Annotated in this window: 20 protein-coding genes and 2 pseudogenes; 12 read left to right on the forward strand and 10 right to left on the reverse strand. The window is 71.9% G+C overall.

Annotation, left to right across the window (positions count from 1 at the left end; all coding sequences use genetic code 11):
• Window positions 1-49: 49 nt before the first annotated feature.
• On the reverse strand, window positions 50-502 hold the full coding sequence (locus OJ254_RS04700; RefSeq protein ID WP_423835825.1) for a hypothetical protein: 453 nt from the start codon (window positions 500-502) through the stop codon (window positions 50-52).
• A gap of 245 nt (window positions 503-747) precedes the next feature.
• Between OJ254_RS04700 and OJ254_RS04705 the strand changes: the two genes are divergently transcribed.
• The gene (locus OJ254_RS04705) at window positions 748-1,356 is read left to right on the forward strand and encodes a nucleoside/nucleotide kinase family protein (protein ID WP_265365048.1); all 609 of its coding nucleotides are present in this window, start codon (window positions 748-750) and stop codon (window positions 1,354-1,356) included.
• A gap of 51 nt (window positions 1,357-1,407) precedes the next feature.
• Window positions 1,408-1,884, forward strand: a complete 477-nt coding sequence (locus OJ254_RS04710) for an OsmC family protein (RefSeq protein ID WP_265361373.1) — start codon at window positions 1,408-1,410, stop codon at window positions 1,882-1,884.
• 206 nt (window positions 1,885-2,090) lie between these two features.
• Here OJ254_RS04710 and OJ254_RS04715 read toward each other — a convergent pair whose 3' ends face one another.
• Window positions 2,091-2,792: a SigE family RNA polymerase sigma factor gene (locus OJ254_RS04715; protein WP_265361374.1), complete on the reverse strand. Its 702-nt coding sequence runs from the start codon at window positions 2,790-2,792 to the stop codon at window positions 2,091-2,093.
• Between the two features lie 342 nt (window positions 2,793-3,134).
• On the opposite strand from OJ254_RS04715, the gene afsQ1 reads away from it, so the two are divergent.
• The 5 genes from afsQ1 to OJ254_RS04740 all read left to right on the forward strand — a co-directional run bounded on the left by afsQ1 (window position 3,135) and on the right by OJ254_RS04740 (window position 7,804).
• Window positions 3,135-3,812 carry a two-component system response regulator AfsQ1 gene (gene afsQ1 / locus OJ254_RS04720; RefSeq protein WP_026169550.1) on the forward strand — a complete coding sequence of 226 codons (678 nt, stop codon included), beginning with the start codon at window positions 3,135-3,137 and terminating at the stop codon, window positions 3,810-3,812.
• Entirely contained in the window at window positions 3,809-5,644 is a 1,836-nt protein-coding gene (locus tag OJ254_RS04725) for an ATP-binding protein (RefSeq protein WP_279349825.1), read from the forward strand. Before afsQ1 ends, OJ254_RS04725 begins: the two co-directional genes overlap by 4 nt.
• Before the next feature lie 86 nt (window positions 5,645-5,730).
• A complete protein-coding gene (locus OJ254_RS04730; protein WP_265361375.1) occupies window positions 5,731-6,480 on the forward strand; it encodes a hypothetical protein in 750 nt (249 codons plus the stop codon).
• 538 nt (window positions 6,481-7,018) lie between these two features.
• A complete protein-coding gene (locus OJ254_RS04735) occupies window positions 7,019-7,534 on the forward strand; it encodes a VanZ family protein (protein ID WP_265361376.1) in 516 nt (171 codons plus the stop codon).
• A gap of 45 nt (window positions 7,535-7,579) precedes the next feature.
• Complete coding sequence (locus OJ254_RS04740; RefSeq protein WP_265361377.1) at window positions 7,580-7,804, forward strand: PspC domain-containing protein; 225 nt, start codon at window positions 7,580-7,582, stop codon at window positions 7,802-7,804.
• 168 nt (window positions 7,805-7,972) lie between these two features.
• Here the strand turns inward: OJ254_RS04740 and OJ254_RS04745 are convergent, their stop codons facing one another.
• Window positions 7,973-8,260, reverse strand: coding sequence for a hypothetical protein (locus OJ254_RS04745; protein ID WP_265361378.1), 288 nt, complete (start codon window positions 8,258-8,260; stop codon window positions 7,973-7,975).
• A 180-nt stretch (window positions 8,261-8,440) separates the two neighbouring features.
• On the reverse strand, window positions 8,441-9,565 hold the full coding sequence (locus OJ254_RS04750; protein WP_265361379.1) for an adenosine deaminase: 1,125 nt from the start codon (window positions 9,563-9,565) through the stop codon (window positions 8,441-8,443).
• Window positions 9,566-9,668: 103 nt separating this feature from the next.
• Between OJ254_RS04750 and OJ254_RS04755 the strand changes: the two genes are divergently transcribed.
• The 4 genes from OJ254_RS04755 to OJ254_RS04770 all read left to right on the forward strand — a co-directional run bounded on the left by OJ254_RS04755 (window position 9,669) and on the right by OJ254_RS04770 (window position 15,096).
• On the forward strand, window positions 9,669-10,484 hold the full coding sequence (locus OJ254_RS04755) for an alpha/beta hydrolase (protein ID WP_265361380.1): 816 nt from the start codon (window positions 9,669-9,671) through the stop codon (window positions 10,482-10,484).
• Between the two features lie 82 nt (window positions 10,485-10,566).
• Window positions 10,567-13,056, forward strand: a complete 2,490-nt coding sequence (locus OJ254_RS04760; protein ID WP_265361381.1) for a hypothetical protein — start codon at window positions 10,567-10,569, stop codon at window positions 13,054-13,056.
• Complete coding sequence (locus OJ254_RS04765) at window positions 13,053-14,060, forward strand: phosphotransferase family protein (RefSeq protein ID WP_265361382.1); 1,008 nt, start codon at window positions 13,053-13,055, stop codon at window positions 14,058-14,060. Before OJ254_RS04760 ends, OJ254_RS04765 begins: the two co-directional genes overlap by 4 nt.
• Window positions 14,061-14,079: 19 nt before the next feature.
• Window positions 14,080-15,096 carry an aminoglycoside phosphotransferase family protein gene (locus tag OJ254_RS04770; protein ID WP_265361383.1) on the forward strand — a complete coding sequence of 339 codons (1,017 nt, stop codon included), beginning with the start codon at window positions 14,080-14,082 and terminating at the stop codon, window positions 15,094-15,096.
• A 6-nt stretch (window positions 15,097-15,102) separates the two neighbouring features.
• Here OJ254_RS04770 and OJ254_RS04775 read toward each other — a convergent pair.
• Window positions 15,103-16,184, reverse strand: a pseudogene (locus OJ254_RS04775) (LysR family transcriptional regulator).
• Window positions 16,185-16,219: 35 nt separating this feature from the next.
• Here OJ254_RS04775 and OJ254_RS04780 point away from each other — a divergent pair.
• Window positions 16,220-17,539: an MFS transporter gene (locus OJ254_RS04780; RefSeq protein WP_265361384.1), complete on the forward strand. Its 1,320-nt coding sequence runs from the start codon at window positions 16,220-16,222 to the stop codon at window positions 17,537-17,539.
• Between the two features lie 102 nt (window positions 17,540-17,641).
• On the opposite strand, the gene OJ254_RS04785 is transcribed toward OJ254_RS04780, so the two are convergent.
• The 5 genes and pseudogenes from OJ254_RS04785 to OJ254_RS04805 all read right to left on the reverse strand — a co-directional run bounded on the left by OJ254_RS04785 (window position 17,642) and on the right by OJ254_RS04805 (window position 22,232).
• Window positions 17,642-18,235, reverse strand: a complete 594-nt coding sequence (locus OJ254_RS04785; RefSeq protein WP_265361385.1) for a Uma2 family endonuclease — start codon at window positions 18,233-18,235, stop codon at window positions 17,642-17,644.
• A gap of 97 nt (window positions 18,236-18,332) precedes the next feature.
• Window positions 18,333-19,609 (reverse strand): annotated as a pseudogene (locus OJ254_RS04790) (thymidine phosphorylase).
• Window positions 19,610-19,756: 147 nt separating this feature from the next.
• Complete coding sequence (locus OJ254_RS04795; RefSeq protein WP_265361386.1) at window positions 19,757-20,932, reverse strand: methyltransferase domain-containing protein; 1,176 nt, start codon at window positions 20,930-20,932, stop codon at window positions 19,757-19,759.
• A complete protein-coding gene (gene tgmB / locus OJ254_RS04800; protein ID WP_265361387.1) occupies window positions 20,929-21,897 on the reverse strand; it encodes an ATP-grasp ribosomal peptide maturase in 969 nt (322 codons plus the stop codon). Before tgmB ends, OJ254_RS04795 begins: the two co-directional genes overlap by 4 nt.
• Window positions 21,897-22,232: a hypothetical protein gene (locus OJ254_RS04805; protein ID WP_265361388.1), complete on the reverse strand. Its 336-nt coding sequence runs from the start codon at window positions 22,230-22,232 to the stop codon at window positions 21,897-21,899. Before OJ254_RS04805 ends, tgmB begins: the two co-directional genes overlap by 1 nt.
• Between the last annotated feature and the right edge of the window lie 66 nt (window positions 22,233-22,298).

Genomic DNA, 22,298 nt, shown 5'->3' on the forward strand with positions numbered 1-22,298 from the left:
CGCGGCACCCGGGGCGGTGGTCTGTCCGGAAGGGGACGGGAGTTCGCGGTCAGCCGGGCAGGATCCGTTCGACCTTGTTGACCAGCGGGACGTCGCGGACCGCCGCGCCGCGCGAGAGGCTGCCGGTCACCAGGGTGGTGCTGAGCGGCTTGAAGTCGGCGACCTGGGTGCCGACGGCGTTGGCGAGCGGGTCGACCGGGGTCTTGGCCAGCGGGTCCACCTGGATGTTCTTCAGCGGCCCGACGCCGCCGGACGCGGAGTTCAGCAACGCGCCGGTCAGCGCGGAGGCGGTGGCGCCGGTGTCGGTGCCGTGCCGGTCGGCACCGGGCCGGCCGGGGCCGTGGTCCGGACTGTGGTGCGGGGCCGACGCGGGGGCCGCGCCCGCCGTCGCCGCACCGCCCCCGCGAGCGCGGCGCCGGCCGCGGAGACCACCAGCCCGGCCCGCAGCAGGGTGCGCGGGACGCGGCTGGGCTTGGGACGTGCGTGGGAGGGCATCTGCCACCTGCCTGTGGTTCGGAAGCGTCGGAATGCGTCGGAAGCGTGCGGCGTTCCAGGGGCGTCGGGTAATCGTCTGACCGCGTAGCGTAGTTGAGCTGCGGGCGGGCGGGCCAGCTCGCGCGCCAGGGGTAGCCCACACGGCGCAATGCGGGACAATGGCTGTCCGTGACCACCGACTCCGCCACCCGGCCGCCCTCCCCCGAGCCCTCGACCCCCGTCGAGCCGGAAGGTGCCCGCACCCGCGTCGTCCTGCTGACCGGCCCGTCCGGCACCGGCAAGACCTCACTGGCCGCCCAGAGCGGTCTGCCCGTCCTGCGTCTCGACGACTTCTACAAGGAGGGGACGGACCCCACGCTGCCCCAACTGCCGGACGGCGGCGGCGCGGACTGGGACTCGCCGCTCTCCTGGGACGCCGGTGCCGCCGTCGCGGCGATCGAGGCGCTGTGCCGTACGGGACGGACGGACGTCCCGGTGTACGACATCTCCCTCAGCGCCCGGGTCGGTGCCGCCGAACTCGACCTCCGGGGTGCCCCGCTGTTCATCGCCGAGGGCATCTTCGCCGCCGATGTGATCGCGGCGTGCCGGGCGGCGGGCCTGCTGGCCGACGCGCTGTGCCTGCGCGGGCATCCGGTCACCACCTTCCGCCGCCGGCTGCAACGGGACCTGCGCGAGGCCCGCAAACCGGTCCCGTACCTGATCCGCCGGGGGCTGCGGCTGCTGCGCGCCGAGCGGTCGGTGGTGGCCCGCCACACGGCGCTGGGCGCCCACCTGTGCGCGGGGCCGGAGGCGCTGACCCGTATTTCCGCCGCGGGTACGGCCCGTGCCACGGGTGCGGAACGTGCGGCCGTAGGCTCCTGACCACCGGCCGGGCACGTCGGGTGCCCCGGCGACTCAGGGGAGGACGTACCGATGCCGAGGGAGCACCACTACCGCACGACGGTCACCTGGACCGGTAACAACGGCACGGGGACCAGCAACTACCGGGCGTACGGGCGGGACCACGAGGTGAGCGCCGAGGGCCTGCCGCCGCTGCCGGGCACCGCGGACCCGGCGTTCCGCGGGACGGCCGACCGCTGGAACCCCGAGCAGTTGCTGCTCGCCTCTCTGGCGCAGTGCCACATGCTGTCTTATCTGGCGCTGTGCGCCCTGGCCGGCGTGGTGGTGACCGGGTACACCGACGACGCGGCGGGCACGATGGCGGAGGACGGCAAGGGCGGCGGCAAGTTCACGGAGGTGGTGCTGCGGCCGCGCGTCGAGGTGGCGTCGGCGGACGATCTCGAACGGGCCCGGGCACTGCACGGCGACGCCCACGAGAAGTGCTTCATCGCCAACTCGGTGAACTTCCCGGTCCACCACGAGCCGGTCGTGACGGTGCGGGGCGCCTGACCGCGCGCGGGCCGCGGACGCACGGAAGCGGGCTCGGGCAGACCCCCCGGCCACCCGAACCCGCTCATTCCCCCGTACTTCCCCCGTGTTCCCCCGTATCCCCGAGATCCCCCTCGGGCCTTTCCCCCTCGGACGCCCACCTTCAGGCGCCCCCGGGTGTTTCCCCCCGTGGCGCGGCCCGTTCCCCGTCGGGCCGCGCCGTTCCTTCAGGCCACCAGCTCGCCGAAGGACTCTTCCTCGTCACGGCCGAAGCTGAGCACCTCGTCGTCGCGCAGCCGTCGCAGCGCGCGCCAGATGCTCGACTTCACCGTGCCGACACTGATGTTGAGGATGTCCGCGATCTCCGGGTCCGTGCGGCCCTCGTAGTAGCGCAGCACCAGCATGGTGCGCTGCGTCTCGGGCAGCCGGGCCAGCGCCTGCCACAGCACGGCGCGCAGCTCGGTGCCGCGCATCGCGTCCACGTCGCCGGCGGTCTCCGGCAGCTCCTCGGTCGGGTACTCGTTGAGCTTGCGCCGGCGCCAGGCGCTGATGTGCAGGTTGGTCATGGTGCGGCGCAGGTAGCCGCCGAGCGCCGCCTTGTCACTGATCCGGTCCCACGCCTTGTACGTCGAGAACAGCGCGCTCTGCAGCAGGTCCTCGGCCTCGAAGCGGTCGCCGGTCAGGTGGTAGGCGGTGGCGTACAGGGAGGCGCGGCGCTCCTGGACGTAGGCGGTGAAGGCCGCTTCGGCCTCGGCCGCCTCCGACGCGGAACGCCGTTCCCCCGTGGCCTCCCCGTACTCCGCTCCCCCGTTGTTCCCCCGTGGACGGCGCTTCCCCCGTGCCGTCCCGTTCCCCCGTTGATCTCCACCGTCGTCGCGTCGATGGCCACCATGTACGGCGGCCGCTGACGCCCGATGCCGCGAGCACACCCCCGCAGGCCCGCGGCACCGGACTTCTCCGGCGTCCGCACGACGTCGTGGAGTCGCGTGATAACTGCGCTGGAAGTGGTGCCGTGCAGTGTGGTCATCTCGCGCCCCCCGTCGTAGAGCCGGCTCGTTCGGTCCGTTTTCGGTGTCCCGGGTGGCGATCGGTGTTGATCTCTCCCGGTGCCCCAAAGCCTGCCAACCCAGTTTCATCACGTTGTCCGCCGACTGTCACAGACCTGTCACAGGGGCAGGTTCGGTGCGCCGGGCGGTTCACGGAGGCGGCGGCCCGGGTACGCCGGGGTCACTGGTCGATGTCCCGCCGTCCCATGGGCCAGAATGGCTGCCGTGCCTTTCCTGTTGCTGATCGAGGACGACGACGCCATCCGCACGGCCCTCGAACTCTCGCTGTCCCGCCAGGGTCACCGTGTGGTGACCGCGGCGACGGGCGAGGACGGTCTGAAGCTGCTGCGCGAGCAGCGCCCGGACCTGATCGTGCTGGATGTGATGCTGCCGGGCATCGACGGTTTCGAGGTGTGCCGCCGGATCCGGCGTACGGACCAGCTGCCCATCATCCTGCTCACCGCGCGCAACGACGACATCGACGTCGTGGTGGGGCTGGAGTCCGGGGCGGACGACTACGTCGTCAAACCGGTCCAGGGGCGGGTGCTGGACGCCCGGATCCGGGCCGTGCTGCGCCGCGGGGAGCGCGAGTCCAGTGACTCGGCGACCTTCGGTTCTCTGGTGATCGACCGGTCGGCGATGACCGTCACCAAGAACGGCGAGGACCTGCAACTGACACCGACCGAGCTGCGGTTGCTGCTGGAGCTGAGCCGGCGGCCCGGCCAGGCGCTGTCCCGCCAGCAGCTGCTGCGGCTGGTGTGGGAGCACGACTACCTCGGCGACTCGCGCCTGGTGGACGCCTGCGTGCAGCGACTGCGGGCGAAGGTGGAGGACGTGCCGTCCTCGCCGACGCTGATCCGTACGGTCCGCGGTGTCGGCTACCGACTGGACTCACCGCAGTGAGAAAGGGCACCAGGGACGGCGGGACGGCGCAGGAGAGCGCGCGGGGCCCGGCCGGCGGACCCGACGCGCCCGCGTCCGCGCCCGGGTCGGGCAGCCGGCTGCTGCGGCTCCTCGGCCGGGCGCCGGGACTGCTGCGCTGGACGAGCCTGCGGCTGCGGCTGGTGGTGGTCTTCGCACTGGTCGCGCTGACCGCGGCGGTGTCCGCGTCCGGCATCGCGTACTGGCTGAACCGCAACACCGTGCTGGACCGCACGCAGAACGCCGTGCTCAAGGACTTCCGCAAGTCGCTGGAGGACAGCACGCGGTCACTGCCGCTGCGTCCGCGGTGCGCCGAACTGCAGGACGCGGCACGGCAGATGGCGGCCGGACCGCAGAACTACGCGGTGCTGCTGATCGGCGTGGACCGGTCGGGCAAGCCCTGCGCAGCCACCACGGACAAGGACCTGCTGACGCTGACGACGGTGCCGGACTCGCTGCGCAAGGCGGTGAACGAGGTCCGTCCGGTCGACGAATCCAACCGCTACGCGCACCACCTGTACTGGCAGCGCAAGCAGATCGGGGACACCCCGTACCTGGTCGCCGGGGCGAAGGTGATCGGCGGCGGGCCGACCGGCTACATGATGAAGTCGCTGGCCACCGAGCGGCAGGACCTCAACTCGCTGGCCTGGTCGCTGGGGATCGCGACGGCGCTCGCGCTGGTCGGCTCGGCGCTGCTGGCGCAGGCCGCCGCGACGACCGTACTGCGGCCCGTACAGCGGCTGGGGCACGCGGCGCGGCAGCTCGGCGAGGGACGGCTGGACACCCGGCTGCGGGTCACCGGCACCGACGAACTCGCCGATCTCTCCCGGACGTTCAACCGGACGGCGGAGCGACTGGAACAGCGGGTCGAGGAGCTCAGCGCCCGGGAGGCGGCCTCCCGCCGCTTCGTCGCGGACATGTCGCACGAGCTGCGCACGCCCCTGACGGCGATCACCGCGGTGTCCGAGGTGCTGGAGGAGGAGGCCGAGTCCCTCGACCCGATGATCGCGCCCGCGGTCCAGCTGGTGGTGAGCGAAACCCGGCGGCTGAACGACCTGGTGGAGAACCTGATGGAGGTCACCCGCTTCGACGCGGGGACGGCCCGGCTGGTGCTCGACGACGTCGACGTCGCGGACCAGGTCACGGCGTGCATCGACGCCCGCGCCTGGCTGGACGCGGTGGACCTGGACGCGGACCGCGGCATCGTGGCCCGGCTGGACCCGAGGCGGCTCGACGTCATCCTGGCCAATCTGATCGGCAACGCCCTCAAACACGGCGGCTCGCCGGTCCGGGTGTCGGTGCGCACCGAGGACACGACCGGCGAGGAGCCGGACGGCACGGCCCGCACGGAGACGCCGGACGGCGCCGACCAGGAGGGCCCCGCGGCAGGGACCGGCGCGGCGGGGGCCTGCCGTACCGCGGGCGGGCCGGAAGAGGCCGCCGACGCGCCCGAGCGGGCCGGAGAGCCGGCGGGCGGCGACCGTCCCGGTGGCGGCCGGCTGGTGATCCGCGTACGGGACCACGGCCCCGGCATCCCCGAAGAAGTCCTGCCGCACGTCTTCGACCGCTTCTACAAGGCGAGCGCCTCCCGCCCCCGCTCCGAGGGCAGCGGCCTGGGCCTGTCCATCGCCCTGGAGAACGCGCACATCCACGGCGGCGAGATCACCGCGGCCAACCTCCCCGAGGGCGGCGCGGTCTTCACGCTGCGGCTCCCGATGGACGCGTCCCCCCTGGCCGACGACACCCGACGCAACGGCTCCCCCGACAGGCCCGGGCCGGGCCCCGGCAACAACGGCACGGAGGGCGAGCGATGACGGGGCGGGGAGGACCTATGGGGTACTCGGCTGGGCACTTGGACGGGGAGCCTGTGGGGTGCCTGGACCGGGAGCCGGTCGGGCACTTGGACGGGGAGCCTGTGGGGTGCCTGGACCGGGAGCCGGTCGGGCACCTGGACGGGCAGCTGGTGGGGCGGCTGGACCGGGAGCCGGTGGGGCGCCTGGACGAGGGCCCGACGGGGCGCCCGGCCGGGCGTCGAGCGGGACGCGGGTGGCGGCGTGCCGCCGGGGCGGTGGCGCTGCTGACGCTGGCGGCGACCGGCTGCGGGATCCGCGGTACGTCCGTGCCGGTGGACGCGGGCGGGGCGCCCGCGCGGGTCAGCTGCAAGGCGCCGGCCGGCGAAGCCGCGCCGGGCGAGGGCACCCAGGCCACCCTGTACCTGGTGTGCGGCTCGGCGCTGGCCCAGGTGCAGCGGACGGTCACACCCGCCAAGGGCGCGGCCGGCACCGACGTCCGCCTGCGGACCGCCCGTGCCCTCCTCCGGTCCCTGCAGCAGCCGCCCTCCCCCGACGAGGAGAAGGCGGGCTTCAGCAGTGCGCTGCCCGCCGACCTGAAGGTCGAGGGCCCGCACCCGGGAGACCCGGCGGACGCCCTCCGCCTGAGCCTCCCCCCGGACGACCTCCCGTCCTTCGCCCTGGCCCAACTGGTGTGCACCTTCGGCGCCAGCCCCGCCCTCGGCCGCACCCACGCCGCCGTCCTCTCCGGCCCCGACCACACCACCCCCCACCGCTACGACTGCTCCGCCGACGTCCTCTCCAACCCGGACATCGCCGAACACGCGGGCTGGGGCGACACCTTGACGGGGCGGGGCTGAGGGACAGGGCCTGCCAGGTCCTGAGCGGCAGGACCTGAGGACTTCGCGCGGCACGCGATGGGCTTCGCGAGGTTCGCGACAGGCTTCATGGGGCACGCGACGGGCTTCGCGAGGCACGCCCGACGGGCTTCGCGCAGCACGCGACAGGCTTCGCGCGGCACGCGACGGGCTTCGCGCAGCACGCGACAGGCTTCGCCCGCCGCGCCGGGGCTTCCCCCGCCCCCTCCCCCTCTCCCCCTTCGGGGGAGGGGGCGGGGGGTGGGTTCGGGGGTGGGGGGATGCGGCCCTCGCGCGCGCGGCCGAACTGGCCCGCGGCTGCCCCTCCGAGCCCGCACCCCGGCCACCGCACCCCGCCCCAGCCCCCACCCCCACGCCCCGCACGCCGCCCGCCCCGCACGACAACCCCGCCCGCCCCGAGAACGACGCCCCGCTCCCCCCCACCCCAAGCCGGGTGCAATAGGGCGGAACCATAGCCACCGGTCCTGGCGTCCTGGGCTTTGTGCAGCGTCATGGCCACGGCACCACCGCCTCCCCCCGAATGCGCGTCACCGGACTTCTTCTCCTTGTGGCGCATCTGCTGATCGTCGGCTGGCTCACGCTGCGTCCCCGGACCGTGCCCTGGGTGCCGGCGGCCAACCTCGAACCGCTCGCGACGATCCGGGCCGAGCTGGCGCACGGTGCGTCGTGGGAGGCCGTGCAGCACCTGGGCGGCTCGGTGCTGCTGCTGGCGCCGCTGGGTGTGCTGCTGCCCCTCTCCGCCGGCCGCCTGAACGTTTCGCCGCTGGTCTCCTTCACCCGTACCGTCTTCGCCGGCGCGATGATCGCGCTGGCCATCGAGCTGCTGCAGTCAGGGATCCCCGGACGGGTCCCCGATGTCGACTCGGTGCTGCTGAGCACCCTGGGCGTGGCGGTGGTGCACCTGGCGGTCGTCCCCGGGGCCCGGTGCCGGCTCCGCCGGCGGTACGAGCACCTCGGGGCTGTGACCCCGAAGATCCCCAGGGTCGGCCTCACACCACAGGCTGACGTGCTCTCGGGCAGCCGGACCTACCTTTGAGACATCGGGCAAACGCCCCACGTAGTCGCAAAGGAGTCGCCTCTCATGGCCGCCGCACTGGTCCGTCCCCGCAACAACCGAATGATCGCCGGAGTGTGCGCGGGCCTGGCCCGTCGCTTCGGTACGACACCGACCACGATGCGCGTGATCTTCCTGGTGTCGTGTCTGCTTCCCGGCCCGCAGTTCCTCGTCTACCTCGCGCTCTGGATACTCCTCCCCTCGGAGGTGAAGGCCCACGGGGAGAAGGCCCACGGCGCCGCCGCCTGGTAGGCCCACCACGCCCGGCCGCCCCCCGCCCGGTGAGCCCCACCGCCCGATGAGCCGCCGCGCCGGATGAGCCACCGCGCCCCGGCAAGCCACCGGCCCGTACGCCTGCGGAGGCATACGGGCCGGGAACGATGCGCCGCGCGCCCCTGAGGGCGGCGGGGTGTGCGGGGCTCAGCCCAGCGGGAGGGCCTTGCTGACGGCGCCGGTGGGCAGGCCGCCGAGGAGCTTGTTGCCCTTGGAGTTCAGGGGCGTCTTGATGTCGTTGTTGCCCGGCTTGGCGTTGGTGCCGCTGTTGACGCTCTTGGTGGCCCCCGAGACGGTGTCGGTGGCGCGGTGCAGCAGACCGCCGGCGGCGTCGGCCGCGCCTGCCGGGGCGGCCGAGGCGGCGCCCGCGGCGGTGACGGCAAAGGCGGCACCGAGCGCGGCGACACCGAGAGTCTTGATCGTTCCCTGCTTCATCGAATTACGTCCTCATTGATGGGGGCTTGACCGGCCCATCAACCTAGTGATGCGGCAACCGGCGCCGCAAACAGCCACAAGGAAACAAAAAACGGCCGGTGGACATTCCACCGGCCGTTGCGCTATATGCTCGCAGCGCCTCCGTTACGTACGGTCAGAAGCGCTGCTGGGAGCGGATGTTCAGCCCGTTGTGCGGAACAGCCACTCGGCCCGCAGTTCCGCGTATCCGGGCTTGATGACGTCATTGATCATCGCCAGACGTTCATCGAAAGGAATGAATGCTGATTTCATCGCATTGACTGTAAACCACTGCATGTCATCGAGCGTGTAGCGAAATGTCTTGACCAGGTGCTCGAATTCCCGGGACATGTTCGTACCGCTCATCAGCCGGTTGTCGGTGTTGACGGTGAGGCGGAATTGCAGCCGGCGCAGCAGGCCGATGGGGTGCTCGGCGTAGGAGGGGGCGGCGCCGGTCTGGAGGTTGGAGGTGGGGCACATCTCCAGCGGGATCCGCTTGTCGCGCACGTAGGAGGCGAGCCGGCCGAGCTTGACGGTGCCGTCGTCGGCGACCTCGATGTCGTCGATGATCCGGACGCCGTGGCCGAGGCGGTCGGCGCCGCACCACTGGAGCGCCTGCCAGATGGAGGGCAGCCCGAAGGCCTCTCCCGCGTGGATGGTGAAGTGGTTGTTCTCCCGCTTGAGGTACTCGAACGCGTCGAGGTGGCGGGTGGGCGGGTAGCCGGCCTCGGCGCCCGCGATGTCGAAGCCGACGACGCCGGAGTCGCGGTAGCGGTTGGCGAGTTCGGCGATCTCCAGAGCGCGGGCGGCGTGCCGCATGGCGGTCAGCAGGGCGCCGACGCGGATGCGGTGGCCGTTCTCGCGGGCCCGCCGCTCGCCCTCGCGGAAGCCCTCGTTGACGGCCTCGACGACCTCTTCGAGGGTCAGCCCCTGCTCCAGGTGCTGCTCGGGCGCGTAGCGGACCTCGGCGTAGACCACGCCGTCGGCGGCCAGGTCCTCGGCGCACTCGGCGGCCACCCGGGCCAGTGCGTCGCGGGTCTGCATGACGGCGCAGGTGTGCGCGAAGGTCTCCAGGTAGCGCTCCAGCGAGCCGGAGTCGGCGGCTTCGCGGAACCAGATGCCCAGCTTCTCGGCATCGGTCTCGGGCAGACCGCTGTATCCGGTCTCGCGGGCCAGGTCGACGACCGTGGCGGGGCGCAGGCCGCCGTCGAGGTGATCGTGCAGCAGCACCTTGGGGGCGCGGCGGATCTGTTCACTGCTCGGAAGGGTGGTGGTCTCGCTCGTCATTTCGGCACTGTAGCCCCTACGCGCGTAGATCTCACCGAACGATACGTAACAGTGACCCGTCCACAGGGTGGCGTGCCGGTCTCCTTCTGCCATCGTTCTGGTCATGGCTCAGCAAGCGCTGCCGGTGCGCGAGGCCCGGCTGGGAAAACCGCTGGGAGCGAACGGCAAAGAAGGGGCGCGCGAAGCGCTCCGGCGGAAGGGTGGTGGCGGGCGAGGGGCCGGCCCGGTCAGCGGGGTCGCCCTGTTACTGCCGGGGGGCGGACCGACCGGGATCCGCCGACCGTCGCCGGTGACCGCGCTCGCGGTACGCCCCCTCGCTCTCCGGCTGGCCCGGGCGGGCCGCCCCGAGGGGCTGGCCACCCATGTCGTGCACTACCGCTGCCGCGGCTGGAACGGTTCCGCCGCCCACCCCGCGCGCGACGCCACCTGGGCCCTGGAAGAGGTGGTGCGCCGCTACGGCGACGTGCCGGTCTGCCTCGTCGGTACGGGCATGGGCGCCCGCGCCGCCCTGCACGCCGCCGGCCACCCCGCCGTCCACTCCGTACTGGCCATCGCGCCGTGGCTGCCCGACCACCGCGCCACCGGCGAGCAACCCGACCCGGTGAAGCAGCTCGTCGGCCGTCAGGTCCTGCTCGTGCACGGCACCAACGACGAGCGCCACGCCCCCGACCTGTCCTACCGCTACGCCGAGCGCGCCAAGAAGATCAACCGCGACACCTGCCGCTTCGAGGTGCACTCCGACGGCCACTCCCTCCACCAGCACCGCGCCGAAGTCCTCGCACTGGCCACCGACTTCCTCCTCGGCTCCCTCTTCGCCCACGACTACGCCCGCCCCGTCAAGGACGCCCTCGCCGCACCCCCACCCCTCGGCCTCCGCATGCCCCTGGCCACCGGCTTCGGGGCGTCGCTGCGGCACTGAGCGGTGCTCCAACTCGGGTGCCGGTGCGGCGGGTTGCGGGTAGCCTCCCTGGCGGCAGCACCAGTGACCGGGGGGATACGGCATGCCGATCGGGCCGCGATACCGACGGGTTTCCGCACTGCAACGGCAGTTCTTCGACCGAGAGTCGGTGCTGGCCGCCTATGAGGCGGCGTTGGACCGGCTGCCCGCCGGCCCGGACCCGCAGGTCTTCAACGTCGTGGGAATCGGGGGGATCGGAAAGTCGCGGCTGCTGCAGGAGCTGCGGAACCGGACCGGAGAGAGCTACCGTACGGCCCGCCTCGACCTGCAGGTCCCGGCGCTGCGGCAGCAGGAGGACGCGCTGGCCGTGCTGCGTACGGAGTTCGGCGCGCAGGGCGTGAAGTTCGACCGGTTCGACATCGCGTACGCGGTCCTGTGGCAGCGCGTCCACCCGCAACTGCGCATGGACCGTTCCAGTACGCCGTTCGCGGAGCAGAGCGACGTCCTGTCGAAGATCCTCGACGACGCCATGGGGTTCCCGGTGTTCGGAACGGCGGCGGGGCTGGTCCGGCTGACGGACCGGGCCCTGTCCAACCGGCAGCGCAAGCAGCACATCAAGTCCGACCCCACTCTGCAGGACCTCGACAACCTCTCCAACGCCGAGCTCGGTTACGCCGTTTCGTACTTGCTCGCCGAGGAACTGCGGGAGGCGAGCGGTGACCGGCCCTTCGTGCTCTATGTGGACGCCTACGAGGCGCTGGTCCCCACGCCGTTACCCGGTGGCAAGAGCTTCGGCGCCGATGCCTGGCTGCGTGATCTGCTGGGCCAGTTGCAGGGCGGACTCACCGTCGTGGCCAGCCGCGAGCCGCTGCAGTGGGCGGCGTACGACGAGGACTGGGCCGCCGTGATCCAGCACGTCCCGGTCGAGGGCCTGCCGATGGACGCCCGGATCGATCTGCTGTCCGCCGCGGGGATCACCGAGGGCGGCAGGCAGCGGTCGATCGCCGAGGCCAGCGCGGGCGTGCCGTTCTATCTGCACCTCGCCATCGACACCTACCTGCAGAACCCCGCCCGGCTGGAGACGACGATCACCTCCGAGCACATCGTGCAGCGGTTCCTGCAACACGTGCCGCCGGACGAGGTGCGGATCCTCGAACTGCTCAGCGTGGCCCGCACCTTCGACTTCGGGGCCTTTCGAGCACTCGGTCGGGCGTTCAACCTGCCGGCGCACCTGCTGACCTGGGAGTCGCTCACCGCCTATTCGTTCGCCTATCCGCTCTCCCAGGGCTGGTACCGGCTGCACCAGCTCATGGTGGCCGCGCTGCAGTCCCACCTCTCCCCCGCGGTGAAGCGGGCGGTCCACGACCGGCTGCGCGCCTACTGGGAGGAGGTGGCCGACCGTCTGGAAGGCAGCCCCGACCGTGGCGGTGTCTCCCGTTCGTCACCCCTGCGCGAGGCCGTCTACCACGGTCTGCACGCGGAAGCGATCACCGCGGAGCGGATCCACGAGTACGCCGACCGCGGGATGGCCATGGGCGGCCGGCAGGTGGTCGACGGCATCGTGAAGGACCTGCGGGACTATCTGGCGGCCCGGCCCGGAGGTGAGGGTTCCGTCCGGGAGGCCGCCGACTGCCTCGAAGCCGAGTCGCTGCTGTCGCTGGGCAATGCCCGGGCGGTGATCGAGCTGGCTCCCGAGGTGGACCGCAGGGCCGGCACCGCCGTCTCGGCGCGGCTCTCCCTCGCCGCCGCCAACGCCCGCAGGATCGCCGGCGAGAGCCGCACGGCGGCCCGTATCTTCCAGCAGGTGTGGGAGGAACAGTCCGGTTCCGTGCGGGTCTCCGCGGGGTTCTGTCTGGCCGACATCAGGATGTGGCAGGGGGACTTCGCCGAGGCGTTCGAGCTCGCCGAGGCCGTGTACGGGATGAGCCGGGCGGACAAACCCGTCGTCCGGGCCGATGTGAAGCGGCTGCTGCACCTCGGCCACCGGTTCCTCCTCTCCTTCGACGCGGCGGCCGACCTGCTGGCGGAGGCCGAGGCGGAGTACCGGCGCGCCGAGGATCCGTTCGGCCTCGCGAACATCCGGACCAACCGCGCCGAGCTGCTGGTCTTCACCGACCCGGAGGCGGCCGTGGCGGAGGCCGCCGCGGCGCTGACCGTCCAGCGGGAGCTGGGCGCCCAGCACGAGATCGGCAAGGCGTACACCGCCATGGCGATGGCGCAGATCCGGCTCGGGCAGCCCGAGCGCGCCTCCTCGTCCTTCCTCAGCGCGTACGCGGCCCTCGACCGGGCCGGCTACCGCTCCGGGCGGGCGCGCGCGGACATGTACCGGGCCTTCCTGCTGCTGCAGCAGGGCGACCGGAGCGAGGCACTGTCGACGTGGCGCCGGGCGGTGGCCGAGTTCGAGGCCTGCGACGTCTATCCGTCCCTGGTCATGACCATCCACCGGGCAGCCGTCCGGCTCGGCGAGGAGGACGGCCAACTGGCCGGCGCCGCCCTGCGCGCCCGGGCCGGCCTCCGGCCGCTGGGCACGCTGGACGCGCTGGAACACCGCACGGACGAGATCCTGTCCCTGTTCCTCGGGGCAGCCGCATGAACTGGCACGCGCTCTACGACGCGGCTCTCCGGAAGCCCGACGCGGCGGCGGGCTACTACAACCGCAACGCCGCGCTGGACACCCCCGACGGCAGGGTCAACGTCCGCATTCCGCTCGCGGCCGCCGACGTGATGGACGTACGGGTGTGGCGCGAGGAGGAGGTGCTGGCCGCCGTCCGCCCGTACGTGGACTACGCGCCGGAGCTCCGCCATGTTTCCCACGCCCCGCGCTTCCAGGTCCAGAGCTTCATCGCGGGTGACATCCTCAACGACTTCTCCCCACGGGGAAGCGCCGTACCGGACCATGTGATCGGCGATACGGTCGGGCTCATGGAGCAGCTGGCGGCGATCCCCCAGGGGAAGATGCCGCCACTCCCGGACGGCTGGCCCGCGTCGGGGAACTCACCGGTCTTCGGGCAGCGGCTGGCGCAGCTGACGCGGACGATCCACGCGGACCACCTGGCGGAGTACGGCAGGGTCTTCGACCACTTCGGGTTCCCGGCGGATCCGCTCGCCCCGGTCAACGAGCGGTGGAGAGCCCTGACCCCGCGGCCGTTCGCCGTCCTGCACGCCGATCTGCACCGCAAGAACATGATCGTGACCGCCGGTTCGACGTGGTTCATCGACTGGGAACTCGCCCTGTGGGGCGACCCGGTCTACGAAGTGGCCCTCCACCTCCACAAGATGGACTACCCACAGGGCCAGCGCGAGGACCTGCTGTGCCAATGGCGCCGGGCCCTTCCCCCGGAGACCACCGCCGGCTGGCGGCGCGATCTGGAGACGTACCTGTGGCACGAGCGGATCAAGTCGGCCATCGTGGACACGGTCCGGTACTCCAAGCAGGTGGCCGCTCCCGGAATCGATCCGGCCACCCGGGACGGCCTCATCGCACGTCTGGCGAAGAAGGTGAATGCCGCGCGCGTGGTGTGGGGACATGTTCCCGACACGACTCCGGCGCGGATCCGCTCCGGACTGCGCTACGGACCGACGCACCCAGGCCCCTGAAAGGGCGGTGGACAGGCGGATGGACGCGATCGCCTTGTATCAGGAAGCGCGCGTACGACAGGACGCGCTTTCCGGGTACTACAACAGCAATGTCCGCGTGGACTCCCCCGACGGGCCCGTGATGGTCCGCATCCCGTCCGGCGGGGCGCCGACGATGGACCTGACGATGTGGCCCGAGCACGCGGTCCTCGAAGCCATCCGCCCCTACGTCACCTCGGCGCCGCAGTTGCTCCACGCACAGGCGGAGCCCCCGTTCCAGATCCACGAGTTCATCGCGGGGGCCTGCCTCGACGAGGTCTGCCCGGCCGGAACCGCCCTCCCCGCCGGCGTGCTCCGCGACATCGGCACCCTCTTCTCCCAGCTGCTGCGGGTGCCCGCCGCCAAGCTGCCGGGCGTGCCCGCCGACTGGCCCGCGGACGGCGACACGGCCGGTTTCGTGGCGCTGCTCCTGCGCCTGGTGCGGACCATCCGTGCCGACGGCGATGAGGCGACCGGGCAGCTCTACCGCGACCTGGGCGTGCCGGAAGACCCGTGTGCGCTCCTGGAACAACGGGCCGGCACACTGCGGTCGCGGCCCTTCCGCCTCCTGCACGCGGACATCCACCGGCGCAACGTGATCACCCATCGTCATCGCACGGTCTTCCTCGACTGGGAGCTCGCGCTGTGGGGCGACCCGGTCTACGACCTGGCGGACCATCTGCACAAGATGTCCTACCTGCCCGTCGAGCGGGACCGGACGGTCGCCGCCTGGCAGCGGGTGGCACCCGCGGAGTGCCGGGTGGGGTGGGAGGACGCGCTCGCCTTCTACCTGGCCTTCGAGCGCATGAAGTCCGCGGTGGTGGACACCGTCCGCTGGGCCCGGCGGATCGCCGCCGCCCCCACGGCGGGCGAGCGCCGGGGGCTCGCCCGCGAACTCGCGGACAAGCTCCGGGCCGCCCGGCCCTTCTGGCCGGCGGACGCCCGCGCCGGCCGTTCCCCGGCGGACATCGAGCGCGCGGTGGAGCGCTGGACCGGCCGCCGGGGAACGCAGGGCTAGGCCCCGTCACCGCGGCAGCAGCCGTCCCCGTCTGCTCAGCAGGAACTTCTTGAAGGCGGCGACCGGTGGGGTGTCGGGGTGGCCGTCCAGCCAGGCCACGCCGATCTCGCGGACCGCGCGCGGGCGGTCACGGTCAGTTCGGCAACTCCCGGGCGGGGTACGGCGGGTGGCGGCAGCAGGGCCACGCCGAGGCCGGCCGCGACCAGTCCGCGGAGCGTCTCGGCCTCCTCGCCCTCGAACGCCACCCGCGGGGTGAAGCCCGCCTCGGCGCACAGCGCGTCGGTGATCCGGCGCAGCCCGTAGCCCGGTTCGAGGGTCACGAACAACTCGCCGGCGGCCTCCGCGAGCCGGATGCGTTTGCGGGCGGCCAGCGGGTGGTCGTCCGGGACGACCAGCCGCAGCTTCTGCTCGTCGAGCCGGCGGGCGACCAGGTCCGGGTAGTCCGGCACCGGCGAGGTCAGGCACAGGTCGAGGTCGCCGGCGCGGAGCCGTTCGATCATCGCCTCGCCGTAGTTCTGCACGAGCTGGAAGCGGACGCGGGGGTGGTCGGCGCGGAAGCTGCGGATCAGCCCCGGTACGGTCTCCGACCCGAGGGTGTGCAGGAAGCCGAAGGCGACCTTGCCGGCGGCCGGGTCGACGTCGGCGCGTACCGACTCGGTGGCCCGCTCCAGGTCCGTCAACGCCCGCTCGGCGGAGGCGAGGAAGGACCGGCCGGCCGGGGTGAGGGAGAGCGTACGGCCGTGCCGGGCGAAGAGCGCGACGCCGAGGTCGTCCTCCAGCCGGACGATGGCGCGGCTGAGGGTCGGCTGCGGCACGCCGAGTTCCTGCGCGGCCCGGGTGACGTGTTCGTGCCGGGCGACGGCGGTGAACTGGGCGAGCCGCGGGGCGAGCACCGCCGCCCACGACCCGACACCGAGCTCGGCCGCCTCGCCGGACTCCGCACCGGCCGCCCCGCCCCTGCCCCGGAGCGCCGCCCCACTCCGGCCGCGTCCGCCCGCTGCAATATCTTTTCTGTTGCGACCTTGCAACAGGGACCCCTCTGACCTCTGCTCATGCTGCACGGAATCGATTATGCCGTTTCCATGCATTGGACGCATGAACTGTCGGGTCCTACGGTCGAAGCATGCCTCCCGCTGATACCGGGGCGTCCGTCACCGACCGTGCGGCCGCCTCTCCCCAGTCGTCCACCAGCTCCTCTTCCTCCGCCGCCGCGCCCGACCCCGAGGCGGGCAAGCTGCGGCCGGGCGGCCCCGGTTACCGCCGGATGAGCTTCGCCCTCTTCGCCGCCGGAGTGGCCACCTTCGCCCTCCTGTATTCCACCCAGGCACTGCTGCCCGCCATCTCCGGCGACCTCGGGGTCTCCCCGGACCAGGCGAGCTGGACCGTCTCGGCGGCCACCTTCGGGCTGGCCCTCGGCGTGATCCCGCTGAGCGCGGTGTCCGAACGCTTCGGGCGGCGCACGCTCATGACCGCGTCGCTCGCGGTCGCCGCGGTGATCGCCCTGCTGGTGCCGTTCGCGCCGTCGCTCGGCGTCCTGATCGCCCTGCGCGCCGTCCAGGGCGTGGCGCTGGCCGGGCTGCCGGCGTCGGCGATGGCCTTCCTGGCCGAGGAGGTACGCGCCAAGGCACTGGTGGCGGCCATCGGACTGTTCGTGGCCGGCAACAGCATCGGCGGGATGTCCGGCCGGATCGTGACCGGCTGGGTCGCCCAGGCCTGGGGCTGGCGGGCCGCGCTCGGCGCGGTCGGGCTGATGGCCGTGGTGTGCGCGGTGACGTTCCGGCTGCTGGTGCCCAAGGCCCGGCACTTCGTGCCCCGTTCGGTCGGCCCGCGGGCGCTGGCCCGTACGCTCGGCGGCCACCTCGCCGATCCGCTGCTCCGCCGGCTCTACGGCATCGGCGCGCTGTTCATGACGGTCTTCGGCGCGGTCTACACGGTCATCGGCTACCGCCTGGTCGCCGATCCGTTCAACCTCCCGCAGGGCATCGTCGGTTCGGTCTTCGTGATCTACCTCGTCGGTACGGTCTCCTCGGCGGCGGCCGGCCAGCTGGTCGCCCGGGTGGGCCGTCGCGGCGCCCTCTACCTGGCCGTCGGCACCACCTCGGCGGGCCTGCTGCTCACCCTCGCCGACTCGATCGCCGCGGTGCTCGCGGGCCTGGTCCTGATCACCGCCGGCTTCTTCGCGGGCCACGCGGTCGCCTCGTCGTCGGTCAGCCGCACCGCCAAGACGGCCCGCGCCCAGGCGTCGGCCCTCTACCAGTGCGCGTACTACGTCGGCAGCAGCCTGGGCGGCGCGCTGGGTGCCGCCGCCTTCCACGCGGTCGGCTGGCAGGGCACCGTCCTCCTCGGCCTCGCCGCGATGCTCGGCGCCGCGTCGATCACCCTCTACGCCACCCGCAAGGCCGTAGCGGAACAACGCCTGCTCCACCTGGCCCGGGCGGCGTAACCGCTGGCGGCCGGGGCCGCTGTACGCCCCGCCCGCCCCTCGGTCCGAAGGGCCCGTCCCACCACCTGTCCTGGTGGGGCGGGTCCTTCGTCGTCGTTGCCGTCAGACGGCGGGGAAGATCGCGGTGTCCAAGGTGAGGCCGAAGGGCGCCGGGAGCGCCAGTTCGTCGCCGAACTTCACGGTATGCAGCACCCGGTAGACGTCGCCCGTGGGCTCACCGAACAAGGTGATCGTGGGCCCGGCGGGGGCGAACCGGTCGACGAGCAGATACAGCGGGACACCGGCCCGGGCGTAGCCCGCCGCCTTCGCGATCCGGTCGTTGCTCGCGTTGGACTTCGAGGTGACCTCGACGATCAGCTTGGCGGTGGATGCCGAGACGTACTCACCGGTCTCCTCGAGCACGACATCGACCGGGACCACCGCGAGGTCCGGGATGTAAAGGCCCTTGCGCAGGGGAATGCCCGTCCCGAGCGTCTGATAGATACCCCAGTCCTCCGGGAGCACGGAGTACAGCCGGCGCTGGACCTTCTCAGCGATGAAGTTGTGGTTGTTGTCGGGCGGCGGTGACACGGTGACGATCCCCTCGATGATCTCCACCTTCCAGCCCTCGCGTGCGTCCGCCTGTTCCCAGATGCGGACGAGGTCGTCCCACTCGGGGCCGTTGCCCGCGGCGTGGTCGACGGTGAGTGCGCTCATGGCGGTCTCCTCTATCGGTACGTCACCGATCCCAGCATGCCGAACGGGACCGGCGCCGGTCCACCGATCCCGTTCACCCGTACGGGAAAACCGCAGGTCAGCCGATGCGTTCGAGGACGACCGGGCCCGCCGTGAAGGTGGCGTCCGAGGGGCCGACGAGCACGGCGCCGTCCAGGGCCTCCAGGGCGTAGGGGAGCTTTTCGGGGTGTCGGTGTGGAGGGTGAGGAGGGGCTGGCCGGCGGTGACGCGGTCGCCGGGCTTGGCGTGGAGTTCGATGCCGGCGGCGGCCTGGACCGGGTCCTCCTTGCGGGCGCGCCCGGCGCCCAGGCGCCAGGCGGCGAGGCCGACGGCGTACGCGTCGAGGGTGGTGAGGGTGCCGGTAGTGGCGGCGGTGACGGTGTGCTGTTCGCGGGCGACCGGAAGCGCGGCGTCCGGGTCGCCGCCCTGGGCGCTGATCATGCGGCGCCAGTGGTCCATGGCGGAGCCGTCGGCGAGCGCCTTGGCCGGGTCGGCGTCCGGCAGCCCGGCCGCGTCGAGCATCTCGCGGGCGAGGGCGAGGGTGAGGTCGATGACGTCCTGGGGGCCGCCGCCGGCCAGTACCTCGACGGACTCGCGGACTTCGAGGGCGTTACCGGCGGTGCGGCCGAGCGGGGTGGCCATGTCGGTGAGCAGGGCGACCGTCCGCACGCCGTGGTCGGTGCCCAACTCGACCATGGTGGAGGCGAGTTCCCGGGCGTCGTCGAGGTGCTTCATGAACGCGCCGGAGCCGACCTTGACGTCGAGGACGAGGGAACCGGTGCCCTCGGCGATCTTCTTGGACATGATCGAGGAGGCGATCAGCGGGATGGACTCGACGGTGCCGGTGACGTCGCGCAGCGCGTAGAGCTTCTTGTCGGCGGGGGCGAGGCCGTCGCCGGCGGCACAGATCACCGAGCCGACGTCGCGGAGGACGTCCAGCATCTCGGCGTTGCTGAGGTGCGCGCGCCAGCCGGGGATGGACTCCAGCTTGTCGAGGGTGCCGCCGGTGTGGCCGAGGCCGCGGCCGGAGAGCTGGGGTACGGCGGCGCCACAGGCGGCGACGAGCGGGGCGAGCGGCAGGGTGATCTTGTCGCCGACGCCGCCGGTGGAGTGCTTGTCGGCGGTGGGGCGGGGCAGCGAGGAGAAGTCCATCCGCTCGCCGGAGGCGATCATGGCGGCGGTCCAGCGGGCGATCTCCGTGCGGTTCATGCCGTTGAGGAAGATCGCCATCGCCAGGGACGACATCTGTTCGTGGGCGACCTCGCCGCGGGTGTAGGCGTCGATGACCCAGTCGATCTGATCGGGGGTCAGTTCGCCGCGGTCGCGCTTGGTACGGATGACGGAGATGGCGTCCATGGACGGTTCCTTTCGAACGAGTAGGTCCGTTCTACACGCATAGACGCGGGGGTGGCCAGGGAGGGCGGGGAGGTGGGGACGGGGGCGGGTCCGTTGGGCCCGAGGACGCAGGGCGCTGGGGCCCGACGGGCCTGTCGCCGAGGTCGGCTACGTCGTCCAGCGGTGGATCTGACCGTCCGGTGTCGTGTACGTCACGGTCTGCTCAGCGGGGGTGGCTTCGATGCCGAACCACTCGCGACGTGGCCGGTTGAGTCGCCGCCACCGCCGGTGGGCCTCTTCGATCGGCCGCCACAGGTCGCGCGGTCCGGTGGAGGTCACCAGCGGGGCCCCCTCGGGTAGGTCCTCGACGCGGGTTGCCGATCCGTCCGCGGGGTCGTACAGCGTCGTCACGTGCAGGCCGTCAGCGCTCTGACCGTACGTACGGAGGAGGCCGTGCGGCATGTGAAGCTGAGCGAAGAACGAGAACGTCCAGTCATCCAGTACACGCCCGGAGAGCTCGGCAGCACCACATGGGCCCTCGGGGATCTCCGGTACCCGCACCTCCGATTCGGTGCCGGTGTCGAGCGGCATGAAGGCAGCGGGGGTGTGCAGGATGCGGCCGACTGCCGTGCCGTCCGGCCGCTTCGTGAGCCGGGCGATCATTCCCCCGGCGAGGGTGCCCTTGATGGGGACGACCAGGATGCCGCCGACGCGGCATCGTTCCAGCCACAAGGGCGGGATGCGGCGCACAGAGGCCGTAGCGATGATCCGGTCGTACATCGCATCGTGCGGGACGTCATGCGCACCGTCGCCGTGAATCACGAGTGGGTCGAACCCGATGGCATTGAGCCGTTCGCGGGCCAGGCTCGCGAGGGTGCCGGAGCGGTCAACGGTCGTGACGTGGGCGTCCCCGGCTAGGTGGCAGAGCATCGCGGCGTTGTAGCCGCTGCCGGCACCGGCCTCGTACACCTCGTCGCCTTCGTTCACGTCGAGGGCGTCGAGCATGTCCGCCATGAGGCTCGGCGCGGTCGAGGATGACGTGGGTACGCCGGTCACTCCTCTGGCACCAGCCTGCTCAGCGTGTACGCCGTCCACTTCGGTGATGAGAGAGTCGTCCGTGTACACGGCATCGAGCCACGCATCTGCGTCGCGGTCGGTGATCCTCCAAGGGACGAAGCGTTCCCCTTCACGCCGGTAGAAGACGGGGACGAAAGGATGCCGGGGAACGTTGAGGAACGCTCCCGCCAACTGGGAGGACAGCACCACGCTGCCGCGGTCGATCTGCTGGGTGAGCGAGACGCGTGCCCGGAGCAAGCGCTGTTCGTCGTCGAGGATGTCCGTCACTGACCGGTCCCTTCCAAGTAGTCACAGATCGCAGCGGTGATCGGCAGTCCGGTCGCCTGCTCGATGAACCCGTACTGACCACTCGGGTTCACCTCCAGAAAGCGCCACTCCCCGTCCGGCGTCACCACGAAGTCGAACGCGCCGTACGGCAGGCCGAGCCGGTCCAGCATCCGCAGCACTCCGGCAGCCGTCTCGGGCGGCAGGTCGCAGACCGTGTAGGTGTGGCTGTCGTAGTCACTGCGCCAGTCGATGTGACCAGCGTCCGAGCCCGCGTGGATCTCCGCCGCGAAGATCCGGCCGTCCACGGCGGTGACCCGTACCTCGTACGCCTTCGGTACCCACTCCTGGAACATGTGCGCGGTGGTGGCAATGTCCGCGTGGGGCAAGCCGTCGGGGTCGACGATGCTCGCGTACACGGCAGCAGTCCGCCCGTGTACGGTCCCTCGCACGTGAAAGAACGGCTTGTACATGAGAGGCCCGCCGAACGAGTCGGCGAAGTCCTTCGCCGCGTCCGGGTCGTTGGTGATGAGAGTGCGGGGAACGCTCAGTCCCACGTCGGCCGCGACGCGCAGTTGCAGCGGCTTGTACTCGGCATCCGCCGCCCTGCCAGGCGGGGGGAGCCAGCGACAGGGCAATGCCGTCAGCAATCCACCGAAGCCCCACCGAGCCTCGGTCTCGGCGACCTTGCGGGCTGCGGCGGTCATCTGCTCGGAGAACTTCGGGCGGGTCGGGCGACGGTAGTAGACGGAGCGTACGGACGCGAGGTTGAGCGTGCGGCGGTCGTTGTTCAGCGTGCCGTGCCAGTGGTTCCCGCTGAGGCTCGCGGCAAGCGTGAGCCTCAGCGGGAACTCGGCCATATCGGCCCGGAAGACGGGCACGGCGCGCCGGTTCAATTCCTCAACCACCAGATCGCAGGTCGGGTCGAACCGACCCGCCAGGATGAGAACCTGTCCGGCGCCTGTCATCAGTCGTCGCTCGGTCCGGGGTCGTCCGGCGCGTCCATCTGGCCCGTGGGAGCCGTCGGCCCGTAGGTCTTCGGCGGATTCTTGGTCATGTAGACGCCCGGTGGCATTGCCTCGTAGAGGCCGGTCTGCGACTCCTCGTCGTACTCGACCTTGCTCGGCAGGATGCCGCCCGTTGCCGAGACCGGAGTGAGAAACCGGAATGCGAACGGCGCCGGTCCCTCCCCGTCCGACAGCTCCGGCATGGACACGGGCCCGTCGGTGCTCAACGGGAGCCGCAGCTCCGGTGCGTCGAGTGCCAGCCCGGAAGGCCGACGCCCCTCAACTGTGATGGGCATTGCTTCCCCTTTCTCGATGGATGTTTTCGCGATGGATGGGAAGTGCTCGTACGTCCCCGCCCCGCT

It is taken from the genome of Streptomyces endophytica (genome assembly GCF_026153355.1).
GTDB classification, from domain to species: domain Bacteria; phylum Actinomycetota; class Actinomycetes; order Streptomycetales; family Streptomycetaceae; genus Streptomyces; species Streptomyces endophytica.